The 17401-nt window shown below is 43.4% G+C and carries 14 protein-coding genes and 1 pseudogene; 3 read left to right on the top strand and 12 right to left on the bottom strand.

The window, feature by feature from the left end; all coding sequences use genetic code 11:
* Positions 1 to 67: 67 nt before the first annotated feature.
* The 6 genes and pseudogenes from G7035_RS17755 to G7035_RS17730 all read right to left on the bottom strand — a co-directional run bounded on the left by G7035_RS17755 (position 68) and on the right by G7035_RS17730 (position 9394).
* Positions 68 to 2155: a beta-galactosidase gene (locus G7035_RS17755; protein WP_196478866.1), complete on the bottom strand. Its 2088-nt coding sequence runs from the start codon at positions 2153 to 2155 to the stop codon at positions 68 to 70.
* Between the two features lie 28 nt (positions 2156 to 2183).
* A complete protein-coding gene (locus G7035_RS17750) occupies positions 2184 to 3062 on the bottom strand; it encodes a carbohydrate ABC transporter permease (protein ID WP_016822415.1) in 879 nt (292 codons plus the stop codon).
* A 27-nt stretch (positions 3063 to 3089) separates the two neighbouring features.
* The gene (locus tag G7035_RS17745; protein ID WP_016822416.1) at positions 3090 to 3980 is read right to left on the bottom strand and encodes an ABC transporter permease; all 891 of its coding nucleotides are present in this window, start codon (positions 3978 to 3980) and stop codon (positions 3090 to 3092) included.
* A 189-nt stretch (positions 3981 to 4169) separates the two neighbouring features.
* Positions 4170 to 5852 carry a type 2 periplasmic-binding domain-containing protein gene (locus G7035_RS17740; RefSeq protein ID WP_016822417.1) on the bottom strand — a complete coding sequence of 561 codons (1683 nt, stop codon included), beginning with the start codon at positions 5850 to 5852 and terminating at the stop codon, positions 4170 to 4172.
* 120 nt (positions 5853 to 5972) lie between these two features.
* Complete coding sequence (locus G7035_RS17735; protein WP_016822418.1) at positions 5973 to 7598, bottom strand: response regulator transcription factor; 1626 nt, start codon at positions 7596 to 7598, stop codon at positions 5973 to 5975.
* Positions 7573 to 9394 (bottom strand): annotated as a pseudogene (locus G7035_RS17730) (sensor histidine kinase). Before G7035_RS17730 ends, G7035_RS17735 begins: the two are co-directional and overlap by 26 nt.
* 114 nt (positions 9395 to 9508) lie before the next feature.
* On the opposite strand from G7035_RS17730, the gene G7035_RS17725 reads away from it, so the two are divergent.
* Positions 9509 to 9685: a hypothetical protein gene (locus tag G7035_RS17725; protein WP_016822419.1), complete on the top strand. Its 177-nt coding sequence runs from the start codon at positions 9509 to 9511 to the stop codon at positions 9683 to 9685.
* On the opposite strand, the gene G7035_RS17720 is transcribed toward G7035_RS17725, so the two are convergent.
* A complete protein-coding gene (locus G7035_RS17720; RefSeq protein WP_016822420.1) occupies positions 9678 to 10115 on the bottom strand; it encodes a NucA/NucB deoxyribonuclease domain-containing protein in 438 nt (145 codons plus the stop codon). The two genes, G7035_RS17725 and G7035_RS17720, sit on opposite strands and share 8 nt — an antisense overlap.
* Positions 10116 to 10256: 141 nt before the next feature.
* Between G7035_RS17720 and G7035_RS17715 the strand changes: the two genes are divergently transcribed.
* Positions 10257 to 10451: a hypothetical protein gene (locus tag G7035_RS17715; protein ID WP_016822421.1), complete on the top strand. Its 195-nt coding sequence runs from the start codon at positions 10257 to 10259 to the stop codon at positions 10449 to 10451.
* 385 nt (positions 10452 to 10836) lie between these two features.
* Positions 10837 to 11139 carry a hypothetical protein gene (locus G7035_RS17710; RefSeq protein WP_013371923.1) on the top strand — a complete coding sequence of 101 codons (303 nt, stop codon included), beginning with the start codon at positions 10837 to 10839 and terminating at the stop codon, positions 11137 to 11139.
* Between the two features lie 77 nt (positions 11140 to 11216).
* Here G7035_RS17710 and G7035_RS17705 read toward each other — a convergent pair whose 3' ends face one another.
* The 5 genes from G7035_RS17705 to aspS form a co-directional block, all read right to left on the bottom strand.
* Positions 11217 to 13103 carry an Ig-like domain-containing protein gene (locus G7035_RS17705; protein WP_019687986.1) on the bottom strand — a complete coding sequence of 629 codons (1887 nt, stop codon included), beginning with the start codon at positions 13101 to 13103 and terminating at the stop codon, positions 11217 to 11219.
* 120 nt (positions 13104 to 13223) lie between these two features.
* A complete protein-coding gene (locus G7035_RS17700; protein WP_016822423.1) occupies positions 13224 to 13646 on the bottom strand; it encodes a YolD-like family protein in 423 nt (140 codons plus the stop codon).
* A gap of 16 nt (positions 13647 to 13662) precedes the next feature.
* A complete protein-coding gene (locus G7035_RS17695) occupies positions 13663 to 14331 on the bottom strand; it encodes a uracil-DNA glycosylase (protein ID WP_016822424.1) in 669 nt (222 codons plus the stop codon).
* Positions 14332 to 14590: 259 nt separating this feature from the next.
* Positions 14591 to 15253 (bottom strand): S-layer homology domain-containing protein, encoded by a 663-nt coding sequence (locus tag G7035_RS17690; RefSeq protein ID WP_019687987.1) that lies wholly within the window; start codon positions 15251 to 15253, stop codon positions 14591 to 14593.
* 225 nt (positions 15254 to 15478) lie between these two features.
* The gene (aspS, locus tag G7035_RS17685; RefSeq protein ID WP_019687988.1) at positions 15479 to 17248 is read right to left on the bottom strand and encodes an aspartate--tRNA ligase; all 1770 of its coding nucleotides are present in this window, start codon (positions 17246 to 17248) and stop codon (positions 15479 to 15481) included.
* Between the last annotated feature and the right edge of the window lie 153 nt (positions 17249 to 17401).

Below are 17401 nucleotides of genomic sequence, written 5' to 3'. Positions count from 1 at the left end.
ATTGCCTCTGGCCAATCCACCTGCTCCCTCACTCGGGAATCGGCGGCGATCACATGTATAACGTGTTCTAATTATTGCGCGCTGTCTTTAGAACCTTAACAGCATAGGCACCCAATTGAACGCTGCTGTCTGCTACCACAAGATTTTCAAGCATATCCGTATAAGTTCGTCCATCCAGTGTAATCTCTTGCGGCTCATGCGTAAAATTCATTACAAAAATATAATCATGAACTCCATCGGTACGAATCGCTGTGTTCACTCCATGTGGCAACTGCACATCGAGTGCTTTACTGAGACCTGCCTCATCAATTAAACTCTTGTAAAAATGACTATGGAATAGTCCGGTGTTGCGTGATGCGATGTAATAAGCTTTTCCCTGTCCCAAACGGTTCACCGTCAAAGCTGGACGTCCTGCATAAAAGTCTGTCCCGTACTTAGCCAGTACCTCTGCACCCTCCGTATGAATGAGATCGCACAATTCTACAGCTTCATACTCCTCCCGTAGATCCAACTCATTGCCTTCAATAGGTATAATGTAGTTACGATCGTGATCATGTAATCCATCAATTTCTTCCGACCAGATTCCCAGCGTCTTACGAAGCGGCCCTGGAAAGCCTCCAAGGAAACACAAATCATGTTCATCCACGATGCCAGACCAATAGGTTGCTACGAAAATGCCGCCATTTTCGACAAACTTCTGTATGCGCTCCCCTACACCGCTGCGGACCATATACAACATCGGAGCGACCAAAAGTTTATATTTGGAGAAATCTGCATCCATATGAATGACATCTACTGGCACTCCCTGCTCCCACAATGCCAAATAATGTGCTTCAGCTGTCTCCTCATATTTCACGCCTTTGTTCCGCGGCCCCTGTGAATCGTTGATTCCCCAACGGTTCTCCCAATCAAAAATGACTGCGGCCTCAGCCGGTACGGATGTACCGATCACCTCTTCCAGTTTTTCCAGCGCATGACCGACATCTGTCACATCCTCGAATACCCGAGTATGCTCGTGTCCTACATGATCGACGACTGCACCATGCAGCTTTTCACTCGAACCGCGACTTTTCCGCCACTGAAAATATTGAACGGTGTCTGAGCCGTGCGCCACAGCCTGTAAAGATGATAGCAGATGCATGCCCGGTCGCTTCAGCTTGCTAACGTCTTGCCAGTTTGTCAAACTTGGCGTACTTTCCATGAGCATCCAAGGCTTCCCACCTTTAATGGAGCGAATAATATCGTGCATCATTGCCACTCTTGCAGCCTGCTTGCTATCATCTCCTTCACGGTCATGCCAGGTCGGATAACTATCCCAGGATATAACATCGAGCAGATCAGCAAACTTCCAGTAATTCAATCCTTCGAAAAACTCCATTAAATTGGTTGTGACTGGAATGTCCGGATTTGCAGCCTTAAGCGGCACAATCTCATGCTTGATAAAATCTGCGGTCTGTTCGGTTACAAATCGTCTCCAGTCCAAATTCATGGCATGAACCTGCGTTTCACCATGAGGTGCTGGAGATTCGACTTGGCTCCAATCTGTAACTGTATGACTCCAAAATGTTGTCCACCATGAATGATTAAGCTGATCCAGCGTACCATATTTATCCTGCACCCAAGTGCGAAAAGCCTCCTGACAATAATCACAGTGACAGTCTCCACCAAATTCATTGGAAATGTGCCAGCCAATAACAGCAGGATGATTAGCATATCGCTCAGCCAGCTTCGTATTCATGATACGTACTTTTTCCCGGTATACAGGCGACGTATAACAGTGGTTATGTCGAAACCCGTGCAAGTTACGGACACGGTTAACCCCTACACGCAGCACCTCGGGATATTTTTGCGACATCCAGGCTGGTCTTGCTCCGCTCGGAGTGGCCAAAAACGCATAGATTCCGTTCTCAGCAAACGAATCCAGTATACGATCCAGCCATTCAAACGTAAATATACCTTCCTCAGGCTCCAAGGATACCCATGAGAAAATGCCGACAGACATTACGTTGCATTTGGCTAGTTTCATCAAGCGGATATCCTCCGCTAACACCTCGGGATATTGCTGCCATTGCTCCGGGTTATAGTCTGCTCCATGCAGCATACGCGGAACTCGCTCACTAATGGGAGGGTACTTGGTTATGTTTGGATATGTCACTGTAAATCATCTCCTTGTATTAGTTCTGTTACTCTTTGACGGAACCTAACGTCATACCTTTAACAAAATACTTTTGTAAAAATGGATATACAATAAGAATAGGCGCTGCACCAATGAAAATTTGTGCTGCATTAACCGTCGTCTGAGACAGTAATTCCATCTCTTTGGGACTCATGCTCATGGAACTCATATCCTTCTGTATAATTACAGTTTGCAGGAACGTCGCCAGCGGATAATCCTTTGCATTGCTCAAATAGAGCAGACCATCAAACCATGAGTTCCAATGAAATACCATACTGAACAGCGCAATCGTCGCAATGGAAGGCATGGATATCGGTAAGAAAATACTAAACAATGTCCGAAAATGCCCTGCTCCGTCGATCAATGCCGCCTCTTCCATCTCTTTGGGGATACCTCTGAAAAAGTTCAGCATAAGAATGACCAGAAATGTATTGACGGCTCCTGGCAAAACAAGTACCCAGAAGCTGTCCATAAGATGAATCTTTTGAATAACCATATAGAATGGAACCAGACCACCGTTAAAAATCATACTAAATACAAACAGCCATGAATAAATGTTGCGACTACGGAACACCGTGGTTTCCTTCGAAAGCGGATAAGCAGCTAAAAAGGTAATCAGCAGCGTCAATCCGGTTCCCAAGACAGTTCGACAGACGGAAATCCAGATGGAGTGCAGGAAAATTGGGTTATTCATCGTTTTCTTATAGGCTTCTAATGAAAATTGCACTGGCCACAGTCCAACCAGATTAGCATCTGCTGCTGATTTAGCACTAAACGATACCGCCAACACATGAATCAGTGGAACAATACACATGATAGACAATATCACAAGCAAGCAAATGTTGAACACATTAAAAATGCGGTATGGCGTTGTTTTATGATACATGACTCTCCCTCTTTCAGCCTCGTGGAATCAGAATATGCGGTAACCTGCCCATTTGTAAGCAAGCCGATAAGATATCAGAATGAGAATCATACTGATAACGGATTTGAACAACCCAATGGCGGTAGCAAAGCCCATCTCCCCATTGATCAATGCTGTCCGGTAGACGAATGTGTCAATAATATCGCCTTTTTGGTATACCAGCGGATTATAAAGGTTGAAAATCTGGTCAAAACCAGCATTCAGAACATTACCAAGGGCAAGCGTCCCAACAACGACCACCATCGGAATCAATGATGGTACAGTAATGTGCAGCGTCTGTCTCCATCGGCTCGCTCCATCCATTTCAGAAGCCTCATACAACGAAGGATTGATACCCGCCAGTGCAGCGAGGAATACGATGGTATTGTAGCCAAACTCTTTCCATATGTCCGATACAATGACGGTAAAACGAAACCAGTTGTTATCTCCCAGAAAGAAGATAGGCTGGATTCCTATACTTCCAAGAATCCGGTTCATAAATCCGTCAGTAGCCAACAGATCAATCAGTATTCCACCCAAGATTACCCAGGACAGAAAATGTGGCAGATACACCAATGTCTGAATGGAGCGCTGAAGTCCGACCTTGCGAATTTCATTCAGCAGTATAGCAAATACAAACGGAACCAGCAGATTGAAAAACATCTTTAACACAGCAATAATCAGCGTATTCCATACGACCTGAAGACTGTCCTCCCGTTGGAACAAAAAGCGGAAATTATCCAGTCCAACCCATTCAGAACCAGTTATGCCTAGCCAAGGTTTGTAATTTTGAAAGGCCATCACGATGCCGCCCATTGGAATGTAGCTGAATACAATTAAGAAAATGATGGCTGGCAGCAGCATGATATGAAATGGCCACGTACGTTGCAGACTTCTCATTGCAGTTCCTCCTGTAACTCTCATGGTATACCTCAATTATAAAAGCGTTTTCGCAGTCCTAACAGTTCAAAAAACCAACATACATGGCACAAAAGCAATCATTTTTATTTAATCCATATGAAGCTGAAGTAAAAAGACTGTCCACCTTGGGACAGCCTTTTACAATCTGTTTTACAACATCGACAACTTTTACTTTTCGACGCTCTTATACCATTCGTTTACTTCATTTGTAATTTGTTCGCCACCAGCGGCTTTCCACGTCTGTACAAAGGTATCAAAAGCGGAAATCGGCTGTTTGCCATAAATAATTTCATTGAACGTCTGGCTTTCAATCTTATCGAGATAATCCTTTTTAGCCTTCATCGTTGGCGTGGTTGGTCCTGTAAACTGATCTTTCATAGAGATATCCTTTTGTTCCATAAGCACTTTGGCCGCTGCGGGAGTGTCTTTCCCGTAATTCACCATTACATCTTTCTCCAGTCTGGTTTTCGGTTCTGCACCGTCAGCCAAGCTTAACAAAGCCTTCATTTGGGCATCAGGGATACGTGCACCATCACGAACCAGCAAATAACGAATAGAGTTTACATAACCACCCGGTATTTTATCAATAGACACCAGCTTTCCATTGGCATCTAAATCATAATCGTAGCCCTTAAACAGCCCATTCGACAAATCACCGTCCGGTTTGGCATTTGCATAATGATCAAACAAGTAATTTTGATATGTGAAGAAGGCTTCAGGTTGCTGCATTTGTTTGTTGATGAGTACGACACCATTGGTGTACTGCGTTCCATGGCGCATAGCTTTGTTGTCAGGTCCGGCTGGAATCTTGATCGGCTTCCATACAGCACTCGGCGCATTTTTAACCGTATCTTGAAGCGGCCATCCGCTCATCCAATATGGCCCAGGAATCATCCCGGCTGTCCCTGCAACTGTAGGTTCTGTCGTTTTATTTTCATCCCATAATGCTGCTTCCTGAGGGATATATCCTTTTTTGAGCCACTCACTCAGTTTTTGCAGACCCGGCTTCATGCCAGGCAGGACAGAGCCATATTCCAAGCTGCCGTTTGCACCTTTGTTCCACTGCTGGGGTAGTGTGCCATAAGCCCCGAAAATCCAGGATGGGTCACCCATCCAAGTGTTCATGGATGTTTTGAAACCGATGCTGAGCGGGGTCACTTTGTCCGGAGCCAATCCGTCCGGATTTTTATTTTTAAAGGCATCCATCACTTTTTCCAGATCATCCATCGTCTCAGGAGCCTTCATCCCCAGCTTATCCAACCAATCTTGTCGTACCCACAATACATAATCATGGTTATAGGCGAAATCAAGCACAGGGATACCCATTTTTTTACCATCCCGGCTATACTGATTCCATACATTCGTATCCTGACTCATGGCCTGCTTCCAAGAATCCGAAGCATATTTATCAAACAACGGGCCAACTTCAGCGAACATACCGGAATCGATCATATCCTGGGCCAGTTGCTCATTCTCCGTTCCCAGTACAACGACATCAGGCATCTCCTGACCAGAGGACATCGCCAACCGCAGCTTGGTAGCAAACGCACCGTTTGTATCCGTGACAGACCAGAGTGATTTTATATTAATACCAAATTTCTCTTTGGCCCATTTCGTCGCAACGTTATTTTCGATAGATTCGCCATTTTTAAATTTTAAGGCGGGATCTACACCCCATACCGTGGATATTGTAACTTCTGGGTTGTATTTTTCTTTGTATACGTTTTCAGTTTTAGCTGTACTGTCCGCATTCCCATCATTTCCTGCACCTGAGCAGCCCACAAGGCCAACCCCTAATACCATAGTTGCGGCGAGCAACGACAATAGCTTTTTCTTCGAATGAACTCGCATCTTGTTCCCCCTCTAAAAATCATTTTCTACTCTTTTATTATAAGAGGGCTTTTCTTAGCAGCCTATGTCACAAAATAAATATTTCTGCACCTTTCCCAACTGATCTTTACTCATTCGTCTTTACTGGTCCCGAAATTCATGCGGAGTCATTCCATAATGTTTTTTGAACATCTTGCTGAAATATTGGGGATTCTGATAACCGAGTTCAGTTGTTATTTCATATATTTTTTTGTTGGAATATTTGAGCAAATAAAGAGCCCGTTCCATTCTCATTCGGATAATATAATCTCCCAGGCCTTCCCCAGTTTCGGCTTTATAGATTTTGGACAAATAGACGGGATGAAGATAGACCTGATCGGCAATCGTCTTAACAGACAGCTCCTGTCCTTTATCTTGAGCGATCAACTCCTGAACCTGCTTGACCACATAGCTTTTGGCGCTTTGCTCGCTTGCGGACCACTCGGCTTTAAGCTTGTTCATCATGGAAAATATCCACTCTTTGAGGTGGGGAAACGAATGAACCAATTTCTGCGCATGTAACGGATCGAAGCCTATCTGGTCCATTTGTGTAATGAAGCGTCCTTGTTTGTGAGCTGTATACATAAAGGCGCTCGTTACCGAAATAAACAGTTCATACAAATGCTCGCGTGTATAACCTGCCTCTTCCATTTTGCCAAATACACGGCTTACTTTTGCTTCGGCCTCTTCCCATTGCCTGGACTCTAGCAGATGAGTAAGCGTAGGGTGCGTATAAAGCCCTTCCAGCGACTTCACTGAGCTATGTGACTGTTCTGTCTGCTCTTCTATGAATAGCAGTGGATTCGTTTCCTCCTGTTGGTTCCAATATAAAGATCTGATTGCTGTCTGATATAGCTTAGGCAGCTCATCCGGGAAATGAAACCAATTCGTTAATGTGACGTAAATTTCACCTTTCAAGTAATTGCTCACATTTTTTCGAAAGGTCTCAATCGCTGCACGCAAAAAATGATTCTGTTCATCCACAGTCCTTTCAGCAAATAAATCCCAATTTCCTTCAATTAACACGATTAGGCAATCATGTGGCGCTTTGCAATGCCAAACATGAAAATCAGGAGCAAACACTTCTTCTGCAATATTTCCAATCGCATACTCAATTAAGGACACTGAGTGATAATCCATATCAGAAAAATGCTTGCCCAACTGAATAAGCAGCATACTGGCAGGATGTTCTGTACGTAGCTTGATTTCATATTCGGACATTTTGTCCGTTATTTTCTGTACAGTCAAATCACGCCCGAGTAACAAATCGTGCATCAAATGAGTGCGCAGCACACCGAAATCGTTCCTGCGACTGTATTGTAATTGATGAACCTTGTCGAATGCTTCCCATTCTTCCTTTATCGAATCCATAGCAGCTGACACACATTTGATAAACTCATCATCATCCACCGGCTTTAATATGTAATCAAAAGCCTTAAGCTGGAGCGCTTTTTTAGCATATTCAAAATCAGCATAGCCTGTCAGTAATAAACTTCGGATGTGCGGCCAACGTTCGTTTACTTCAACAATCAGCTCTAATCCCGTCATGCCAGGCATACGAATGTCCGTAACCAGAATATCAATATCATGCGCTTCCAGCACATCTACTGCTGCCAAGGCTGAAGCTGCTTGATGTACCCTCTCAATTCCCAATGACTCCCACGGTATGGTAGCCGCCAGGCTTTCAGTAACATAACTCTCATCATCGACTAGTAATATCTGAACCATCAGTATCCTCCAATTTAACTATTTCTCGAATTTGATGAAGAATGGATCAACCCGTCTTCCTGCCCTTCTTCAATTGACAGTGGCCATTTTAAAATCACTCTTAATCCTCCCAACGGAGACAACGAGAATTCCAGCCCGGCGTTTTCACCAAAATGTAATCGCATTCGTTGATGCACATTCCATAAACCATAGCCACTTTTCTCCTCTACAGGCTTCTCAAGTGCTAAAGTCAGGGATGTTATATCCTCTTCACTCAAACCGAGTCCGTTATCGTCTACAATCAAGTACATGGATGAGCCGATGCACTCAGTCATAATACGGATGATCCCCTCCTCCGCCTGAGGTTCTATTCCGTGCAGCACTGCATTTTCCACCAGGGGTTGCAATACAAGCGGTGGAACCAGCAGACTATGAGCCTGTGAAGAAATGTCAATAGTGAACGTTAACCGTGGCATACGCATCTGCTGAATTTTCAAATAATATTGCACAAACTCGACTTCATCCGATAAAGGAACCAGATCTCTTTCCTGTCTTGTCGTATAGCGATAATATTTGGACAAATTATGAGCCATAGCCACGACCGCCTCATGATTGCGCAGCTTTGCCATACTCGTAATAAAGGAAAAACAATTATAAAAAAAATGGGGATTGATTTGAGACTGGAGCTGCTTTAGACGAGCTTCCTTTACATGCAGCTTCTCAACGTAAACCTTCTCAAACAGCTCTTGAATCTGTTCGACCATCAGGTTGAATTGACGTGACAGAAATGCAAATTCATGACTACCCTTAGGACTCAAACGAACAGCATAGTCTCCATCCTTTAATCTCCGAAACGCCCGCACAAGCTGGAGAATCGGAACTTGTACCTGTGAGTGAAGAAGATAAGCACCAATGATCCCCACCAGTAGCGAGCCAACAACGGTTATATAAAATAGTCGGTTAGATGAATAAATCGGAGACATCATATCGGACAAGGGCATGTAGTCAATCAAATACCAACCTGTTGTTTGCGAAAGAACGGCGTGAACAAGGTAACTCTCTTCTCCAATTTTCACGGTCAAATTATCAACTTCATGTAATCCCAATTTCTCCAGTTTCGCAATCAGCTGGCTTGACAATTCTTCGTTTGCAGAGCGATTGTAAATCACGCCTACACCTTTTTTATAATAAAAAGGCTCCTTTCGCCCATCGCCTTTAAAGCGGTCAAGCATGTCCTGAATGTTGCTGCTATCGAATTCCACTTTAATAATTGTGTTAGCGGTTTCCGGATTGGCTAGTGAGGAAAACGGGGATAAGGTATACAATGAAAATATAAATTGATCCTTACCGTACACTCTTTTTTTAGATACCTGCCAGCCGTTTGTAATCGATTGTCTTAATTTCTTCTGATCATAATAACTGGCTCCATTCTCCGATACAACTCGTCCAAGCGAAGGAGAATATATACTCAGCCCTGTTCTCCAGTTCGAAGAGCTTTCCTGAAGCCCAAGCTTGGTTTGAATCCGCTTGACAAGGTTAATTCCATCCAGGTTGAGAGTCTTATCCTTTAAAAAAATTGCTTGGAAACTGGCTACATCAGGATCATGAATCAGCAGATGCGGCCAGGAGGAAATCATTTCAATATTCGTATTCACCTGGTTTTGAAAAAAAGTCAGCTGGTTATAATTGGATTGATTCAGTTCTTCACGTAATACGCCTGTCGTTGTCTGATTAGAGTAGACATACAGAAGCAGCACAGGTATCAGCAATACGATAACGATGGAAACGATTTTAGTATAAAAATTAAATTTTAACATGAGTTTTACACATCCTCTGCACAAAAAACAGGCATACTTAAAAGGTATGCCAGAGCCCTGACCTTCGTTGCCGCCACTACATACTATACATTATTAAGGGTTGGCGGTGATAATATGTTTGACGCTAAGCAAATGGAATGGTTAGATCAACTATCTGCTGAAGACCTGGCCATATTAGGTGCCGGCTTCAATACACTAGGTGATTTTTTTGATTTTTTGGCGCTGATTAAAGCCAAACAGGAAACATCTAAGGAGCTAAAAGGTAAAAACACTAAATCAAAAACTATTTAATAACGAATTTTACACGAGTCCCATCCTCATACTGATCTAACTGGTGACTGACCCATGATCCTGCCCCACGATTATCCTTAGGAGCTATGTATTTGATATTTGCACCCTTACCCCCTTCTGAGCACATAGCCATCGGCCATTCATCACGATCAAACCCTTTACGAGTAGGAACACCCGCAAGTGAATGCTGACGATTTTGCTCGGCTCCTTCCCGGTCAATTGTGCATACTGGTGATTTTCCCGCTTGAATGGCTTCCTTAATATGCTGCGCCGTTTCAGGATAACGACCTGACGGAAATTGCAGCGTTACCTGAGCTGATGAAGGCGGGTTCTCTCCTGTTATTTTCGTAAAAAGATTGTCTCCTTCAAACCAGTACGCTCCCACAGCTAGCAACACTAAGGCTATAAAACTTAGCAACTTTTTCTTCAATTTCCCTCTTCCTTTCAAGCTATTCCAGTAAATGACCTTCAGCTAAGGTAATCCCCAGATTTTATTTTTTGTAACCCCTTACCGACTATAAAAAAAGGTTAAATATCCGACGACAAATAGTATAGAGAGGAGGTTGTACGAATGAACGATGAGATCAAACTGGCCGTGAGCCAAATGCAAGCTGTTGTAATCCGGTTACTGAATGGAAATACCGTAATTGGCTGGCCTAAGCTCCTATCTGACCAAGAAACTCAGCAATTCAAGCTCTACGATGACGAACACGTATATACGATTTCCGTTAATGACGTGGATACAGTCGCAAGAGTTATTGTATAAGATACAGAGAACGACTTAATGAGTCATCCAGCGGACAAGCCCAAACAAGGCGCACCACAGGAGAAGACTAATCAGAATTCCCCAAAATAAACCTTTAAAAAGCTTCATACCATACTGACAACCTTTCCGACTGGGCTTTTTCCCCATTATAGCATGTCAGAAAGACAGCTGTCGCAGCCTGCTTTTACATTGTCTTCGTATCATATATTTTAAATTTTGAAATCACGATACCAAGAAAAAAGCACAAAATTCCGAGATTAGGACTGATTACCATTGAAAATGCAATCATGACATAATAAAAGTCACAATTTAACCGAAATTTAATGAAATTTTTCCGAAAATGATGTATAATTATTGACATAACAAAACGCACGAGGTGATCATCATGGCATTATTAAACAGAGTTAAGGAATTAAAATTACAACTGCCTAACGAGCATCATAGCATTTCACAATACGTGGAGCATGCATTGCATTCGATTGACAGTTTTGTAGAACAACATCGTCAATTTGTAGCTGCTCAAGCTTTATATGGTGAAAAAATCAACGGTACGGAAGAAAGATTATTTCGTGACACAATCGCTGAGATTAAAGCCCAACTAGTAGCTACTCTGGAGAAAACAGTTGAAGATTTCGCGCACAAAGGCGATAAGCACTGGAAAAATCATTATCAGGACGGCGTAGAATAAGCTGAAAATAAAACCCCCGGTCTTTGGACCGGGGGTTTATTTGTTTGGTATACGCCAGATGTGGCAATGTACGTAGACTATTTTAACACTTTGGCAGACGTCGTTACCTTCTTACCACCATAGACTACTTTAATACTGGAGCTTCCGCTATCCAAGGCCTTCACCTGACCAGCTGTAACCTGTACGATCGACGGTTTGGAGGATGTCCACACCGCTGAATTGGTCACATTCGCAGTCGCGCCTGAATCATAAACTGCACTCACGCTAAGCACTTGAGATGAGCCCTTAGGCAGCTTCAGGTTTTTATTGCTCAATACCAGCTTAAGCAACTTAGGTGTAACCTTAATCTCCACGTTAAACGACTTATCCTGGTACGTACCCGTAATGGTTGCTGTTCCAATTCCAACAGCTTTAATGGAAGACCCTTTTACGAGCACTACAGAAGCATTCGATGTTGTCCATTTCACTTTGCTGCTCAGGGTAACTTTTTTACCATCTGTATAATTGCCGACGACTTTGATGGACTTACTTCCCTTCAAATTCATCTCAGCATTCGAAAAACTTGGTGTCAATGTAGAAATGGCTCCCTCCACAATGACAGGCACTTTCACGTATTTATTCATATACATTGCCTTGATTCCCGAGTTTCCACCACTCACCGCTTTTACTTTGCCATTTCCCACTGTAACTGCCGCTGTTGTAGCTACCCAGCTTACCTGGTTGGTCACATCCAGTACTCCGCCACCAGCCATGTGTGCTTTTACAGTCGGAATACTCGTTTCTTGGCCTGCAACCAATACATATTTTTTCTCAGAAGCCGTCAGCTTAAGAACCTTATATTGTACGGTCACTGGAATGTCCAGCTTGAGCGCACCTACTGTCGCTGTCAATGTTGCACTACCTGGGTTTACTGCTACCAGTTTACCATTTGCAATTTTGACTGCACTCTCACTGCTTAAGCTCCATTTTACATCGGATTGAACTGCTTTTTTGGCTCCATTGACCAAATAAGCAGATATACTCGGAAGAGATGTTTTGCTGCCAGTTTCAAGAGCCAGACTGGCTTTGCTTGAGACCAGTTTTTCGACAGTTGGAAGTACATTAATCTTCAGAGTCTTACTCAAACCATGATAGGAAGCTGTAATCGTCGAATTCCCTACATCCATCGGTGTGATTTTCCCTTGCTCTACAGTGGCAACCAGCGAATTAGAGGAAGTCCATTCTGCTGTGTTGGTCACATCTGTTTTGCCGCCAGTCAGGTTCACATCGGTTGCAGTAACCTGAATGGGGGAGCTCCCCATATAGACCGATTTGGAGCCAGTCTCACTCAGTACCAGTGCCTGGGATGAAGAGCGCACATACACGATCAATTGAGCATTAAGGCCATCTTTGGCGGCTTTTATATAAGTCACGCCTTTGGCAAGAGGACGTACAAGTCCATTTTCTACGGTAGCAACAGCTTCATTCGTGGATGTCCATTCCACGCCGGACACATTTTCCGTGCCACCTCCGCTAAGCACACCTTGAGCAGTCAGTTGCTTCGATTCTCCGCCAATAGTCAGATTCAGAGGACCCGTCGGATTGAATTGCAACTTGCTGTAAGGCGATTTTACCGTAATCGTCGTACTTACCGTTTTCTGACCATATGTGGCAACAATCTTAATCTGCCCTTTGGACACTGGGGTAATGAGTCCCTTTTCTACCTTTAAAATACTTGAGTCCCCGGAGATCCATTCAGCTTCTTCGGTTACATCCGTTTTACCAGTCTCCGTCACAGACCACACTTTTAATTGAGCGGGGCTTCCACCCAGATTGATTGTGGTTGGATTTTGACTGTCCCACTGTACCGTAGAGGTCGTTTTCTCCTCAGCCCGGATCAAACCTGCTGGCCATGCTGCGAATACAAACATCAGCAAAGCAAGTAAGAAGGTACTCCGTTTGCTCATACGTTTCATACGCTCCATTCGTTTCTCTCCCTTGGTTTCATTCTATAAAACAGGATATTATTAACAATCCCATTATCTTTTATCGGTAAGCAGCTAACTAAATTGAACCCTTCATCAAAAAAAGGTGAATTATAACAGTTAAAGTTCGCCACGCAGTGACCTCACTACAAATAAATGCTCTGCCTTGGATAAGGTTTGTCCATCCTCAAGAGTCACATGGTCTGCCGAGTGACTAACCAGCTTTACATTATAAGCAATCAGTTGATCATCTCTCCAAATCGTCACCGCCGACTGAAAATGAATGGCATTATCAAACTGTAACGGAACATTCATTACATAACCGAAAGCGTTCAGCCTCGCTGGCTGGCGGCTTTTACGCTCACGTCCCGGAGGAAGCATGGTAATATGCGTAATATTTTCAAAAGGAATAGCCAGCATTTTCGGGCCCAAAATAACGCATTTTCGTATATCATCCCATTTTTCAAGTGTGCCGCGCACCTTCTGGGTATGACCGTTGTTGCCGTGATATAAAATGACCTGACGTCCCTTCCATTGACGCATGTCCTCACCTCCCGTGCTAGCGGTTAGGAATCTCCCACCGAATCGGTTCCATTCCATGCTCTTGCAAAAATGCATTGGTACGTGAAAAAGGCTTGCTGCCAAAAAAACCTCTATGAGCCGCCAATGGACTCGGATGAGCAGATTTCAGCACCAAGTGCTTACTGGTATTCACGAAGCTTGCTTTTTTCTGAGCATGGCTCCCCCACAAAATGAACACTGCCGGCTGTTCACGTTCATTAATCGCTTCAATGACAGCATCCGTGAAACGTTCCCAACCTATTCCCTGATGAGATTGAGGTTGTCCTTCGCGCACGGTCAACACGTTGTTCAGCAGCAGCACACCTTGCTCAGCCCAAGGAACGAGGTATCCCTGATTCGGAATGGGAGTGCCGACATCATCGCGCAGCTCCTTGTATATATTTTGTAGAGACGGCGGTGTACGCACACCGGGTCTAACCGAAAAGCTCAAGCCGTGAGCTTGTCCCTCTCCATGGTATGGGTCCTGCCCTAATATAACCGCTTTGGTCAGATGATATGGCGTTAATTTGAGTGCTGAAAACAAATCTTCCTTTGGAGGATATACCTTATGTAACTTGTACTCTCGAGCTAACGTATACCTTAATTCATTAAAGTAAGGCTTTTCGACCTCTTCCCGTAGTACATCATCCCAGTCATTCCCAAACATACCGCTGTCTCCTCTCAATATGTAAATCTGTGAAAGCTGTTAACTTTTGTACAAACAAATAAAGCTGACCCCTCATCCGGAGCCAGCTTATTTATTCGTTACTTGTGTTTCTATGCCGAAGGACCAGAAAAGTATTCTTACGATAGTCAACTACCGCGGGGTCTAAATTCGATTTCCTTATTATAGCATTCACGGTATTGATGTCAAGTAACTGAATGCTTAAATTCCTCAGAAGTAAAGCTCTTAATTGCTGTATTGGTTACGACTTTGGATGAGCATTCAGGTATTCCAATGCATTGTATAACATAACAGCAGCTTCGGCACGTGTAATCGCACTTTTGGGATGAAAATTTCCCTTCCCATCCAGGACATTGACCTTGTACACTAGCGAGCGTTGAATGCTGCCTTGGTAAGAAGGCTCCAGCTCGCTGTCATCCGCAATATTTGCAGGTGCGATTTTAATCATGGGAAGAGCACCTGCTTTTTCCATGCCCTGAATCAACATGTGAGTGAACTCTTCTTTGGTTAGTGCTTTGGCAGGATTGATTTCTTTTGGAATGTCTACACCGTTATAATACGCGTTAATAAAAGCTTCGGCGTACCAGGCGGTATCCCTAACCTGGGTAAACAGTCCACTCGCCTGCGGCGCCTGGTTCAAATCAATGGCGGCCAAACTAAGCTGAAGTCCGCCCGAGATCAACTGAATGCCTTGGGCAGCGGTCACTTTAGATGAGGGGAGAAACTGCGTGTCAGAGGCACCTTTAAGTAACCCCCGCTCTTTAAGGGATATGATTTTTTCTTTGCCATTTACATGGCCCAAATCCTTGAATTGACTGTCTGCCGCAGACAAATGACCTCCAATCGAGAAGGACAGCAGAGCTATAGTCGTAAGGGCTGCGATTGCACTTTTTCTCATGCTCATGTTAAGTTCCACCTTGTAGTTGAATTAGGCCGCTTGGCCGTTAACAACTTCTTGACGTGGTTCACGATAGAAAGGTTGCAGCAGTTGCTACTAACCTAAATTGAACAATCTAAGCTACATAAAAAAACTCTCCTCTGCTTCTAGCAGGGAGAGTTTTTAGCTCACTCAATCGGATTTAATTGCGTGCTGGATTCAGCTTTGCTTGCAGTATCTTGTTGAATCCGTTCATTCTGTTTGTGGCTTGGCATTTGCCAATTTTATATGAACATCTCTCAATTGTTTGTCAGTAACCTCTGAAGGGGCTCCCATTAATACATCCTGTGCTTTACTGTTCATTGGAAAGGCAATAACCTCTCGAATATTCGATTCATTTGCAAGGATCATCACAATCCTATCAATTCCAGGTGCTATACCTGCGTGAGGGGGTGGCCCAAATTGAAAAGCATTAAAGAGTGCAGGAAATTTACTCTTAATCTCTTCATATGTATAACCCGCGATCTCAAAGGCTTTTACCATAATCTCTGTATCGTGGTTACGGACAGCCCCCGAGGACAGCTCAATTCCATTACATACAATATCATATTGGTACGCCAGGATCTCCAGAGGATTCATATTCAGCAGCGCATCCATGCCACCTTGCGGCATCGAAAATGGGTTATGGCTGAACTCTATTTTATGAGTATCAGGGTCCAATTCAAACATGGGGAAATCAACAATCCAGCAAAACTTAAACGTATCCTTTTCCAATAAATCCAGCCTTTTGCCTAATTGGTTTCGGACAGCGCCAGCTATTTTTTCGACATTTTTAAGCTCATCGGCAGCAAAAAACAGTGCATATCCCGGACCAGCTTGCGTTACATCGATCAATTCGTTTTTTACCTTCTCCGGTATAAACTTTGCAATCGAGCCGCTGAGAGACATATCATCATTAAACTTAATCCATGAAAGACCTTTCGCTCCAGCTTCAGCAGCAAAGTTTACCATGTCGTCGTAAAAGCTTCTTGGCTGCCCTCCACAATCAGGAACAGCAATAACTCGTATCGTTTTATTTTTAAACACTTTAAAATCACTCTCTGCAAAAAGCTCTGTAACATCATGGATAATTAATGGATTTCTTAAATCAGGTTTATCGCTCCCATATTTGAGCATGGCTTCTTGATAGGGAATTTTACTAAAAGGCTTTGAAATTTTAAAATGTGTAAATTCAGAAAAAACTTCATACAGCATATTTTCAACTACATTAAAAACATCTTCCTGTGTAGCAAAAGCCATTTCCAAATCCAGCTGATAAAACTCACCGGGTGATCTGTCTGCTCTTGCATCCTCATCTCTAAAGCACGGGGCTATTTGAAAATATTTATCAAAGCCGGAAACCATTAATAGTTGTTTGAATTGTTGAGGTGCCTGGGGCAAGGCATAAAATTGGCCTGGATGCACTCTACTAGGAACCAAATAGTCTCTGGCGCCCTCTGGAGATGAACTTGTCAGAATCGGTGTCTGAATCTCCAAAAAATCCAAATCAATCATCTTTTTTCGGATACTTTGAATGACTTTAGAGCGAAGTACAATATTATCATGCAGATTTTCATGGCGCAGATCCAGGAAACGATACTTTAATCTTAAATCTTCCCGGGCTTCATGTGCTGAAGATACTTCAAAAGGCAATGGGTTCATGACCTTCCCTAACACTTCTATCTCCTTGGCAATGACCTCAATATAACCGGTTTTCATATGAGGACTGATCGTACTTTCGGACCTGTGACATACAGCTCCTATAACAGAGATGGTTGATTCCCTATTGATCTTGGATGCAAAATCCTTTAATTCATTAGGATCAGAGACAACGATTTGCGTAACCCCATAATGATCCCTAAGGTCAATAAAAACAATCCCGCCAAGGTTACGCATATTTTTAACCCAACCTGCAATTCTCACGATTTCCCTGACATGCGTCTGATCCAGTTCTCCACAGTTATGAGTTCTATATCTATGCACAGAAACACCCTCTTTCTTTTACCCTAGTATCTACATGGTTTCAATGATGTAACCCATGGTCTGATTGCATATATTGCTACTCTATTCTGCATGAATCCGGCCATGGGTTTATACGGTTAGAACATACTGCACTTCATTATTAGCTTCTTGCCC

It is taken from the genome of Paenibacillus polymyxa, assembly GCF_015710975.1.
Taxonomy (GTDB): domain Bacteria; phylum Bacillota; class Bacilli; order Paenibacillales; family Paenibacillaceae; genus Paenibacillus; species Paenibacillus polymyxa.
The sequence above is the reverse complement of the archived record's forward strand: the minus strand, read 5'-3'. Positions and strand labels throughout refer to the sequence as shown.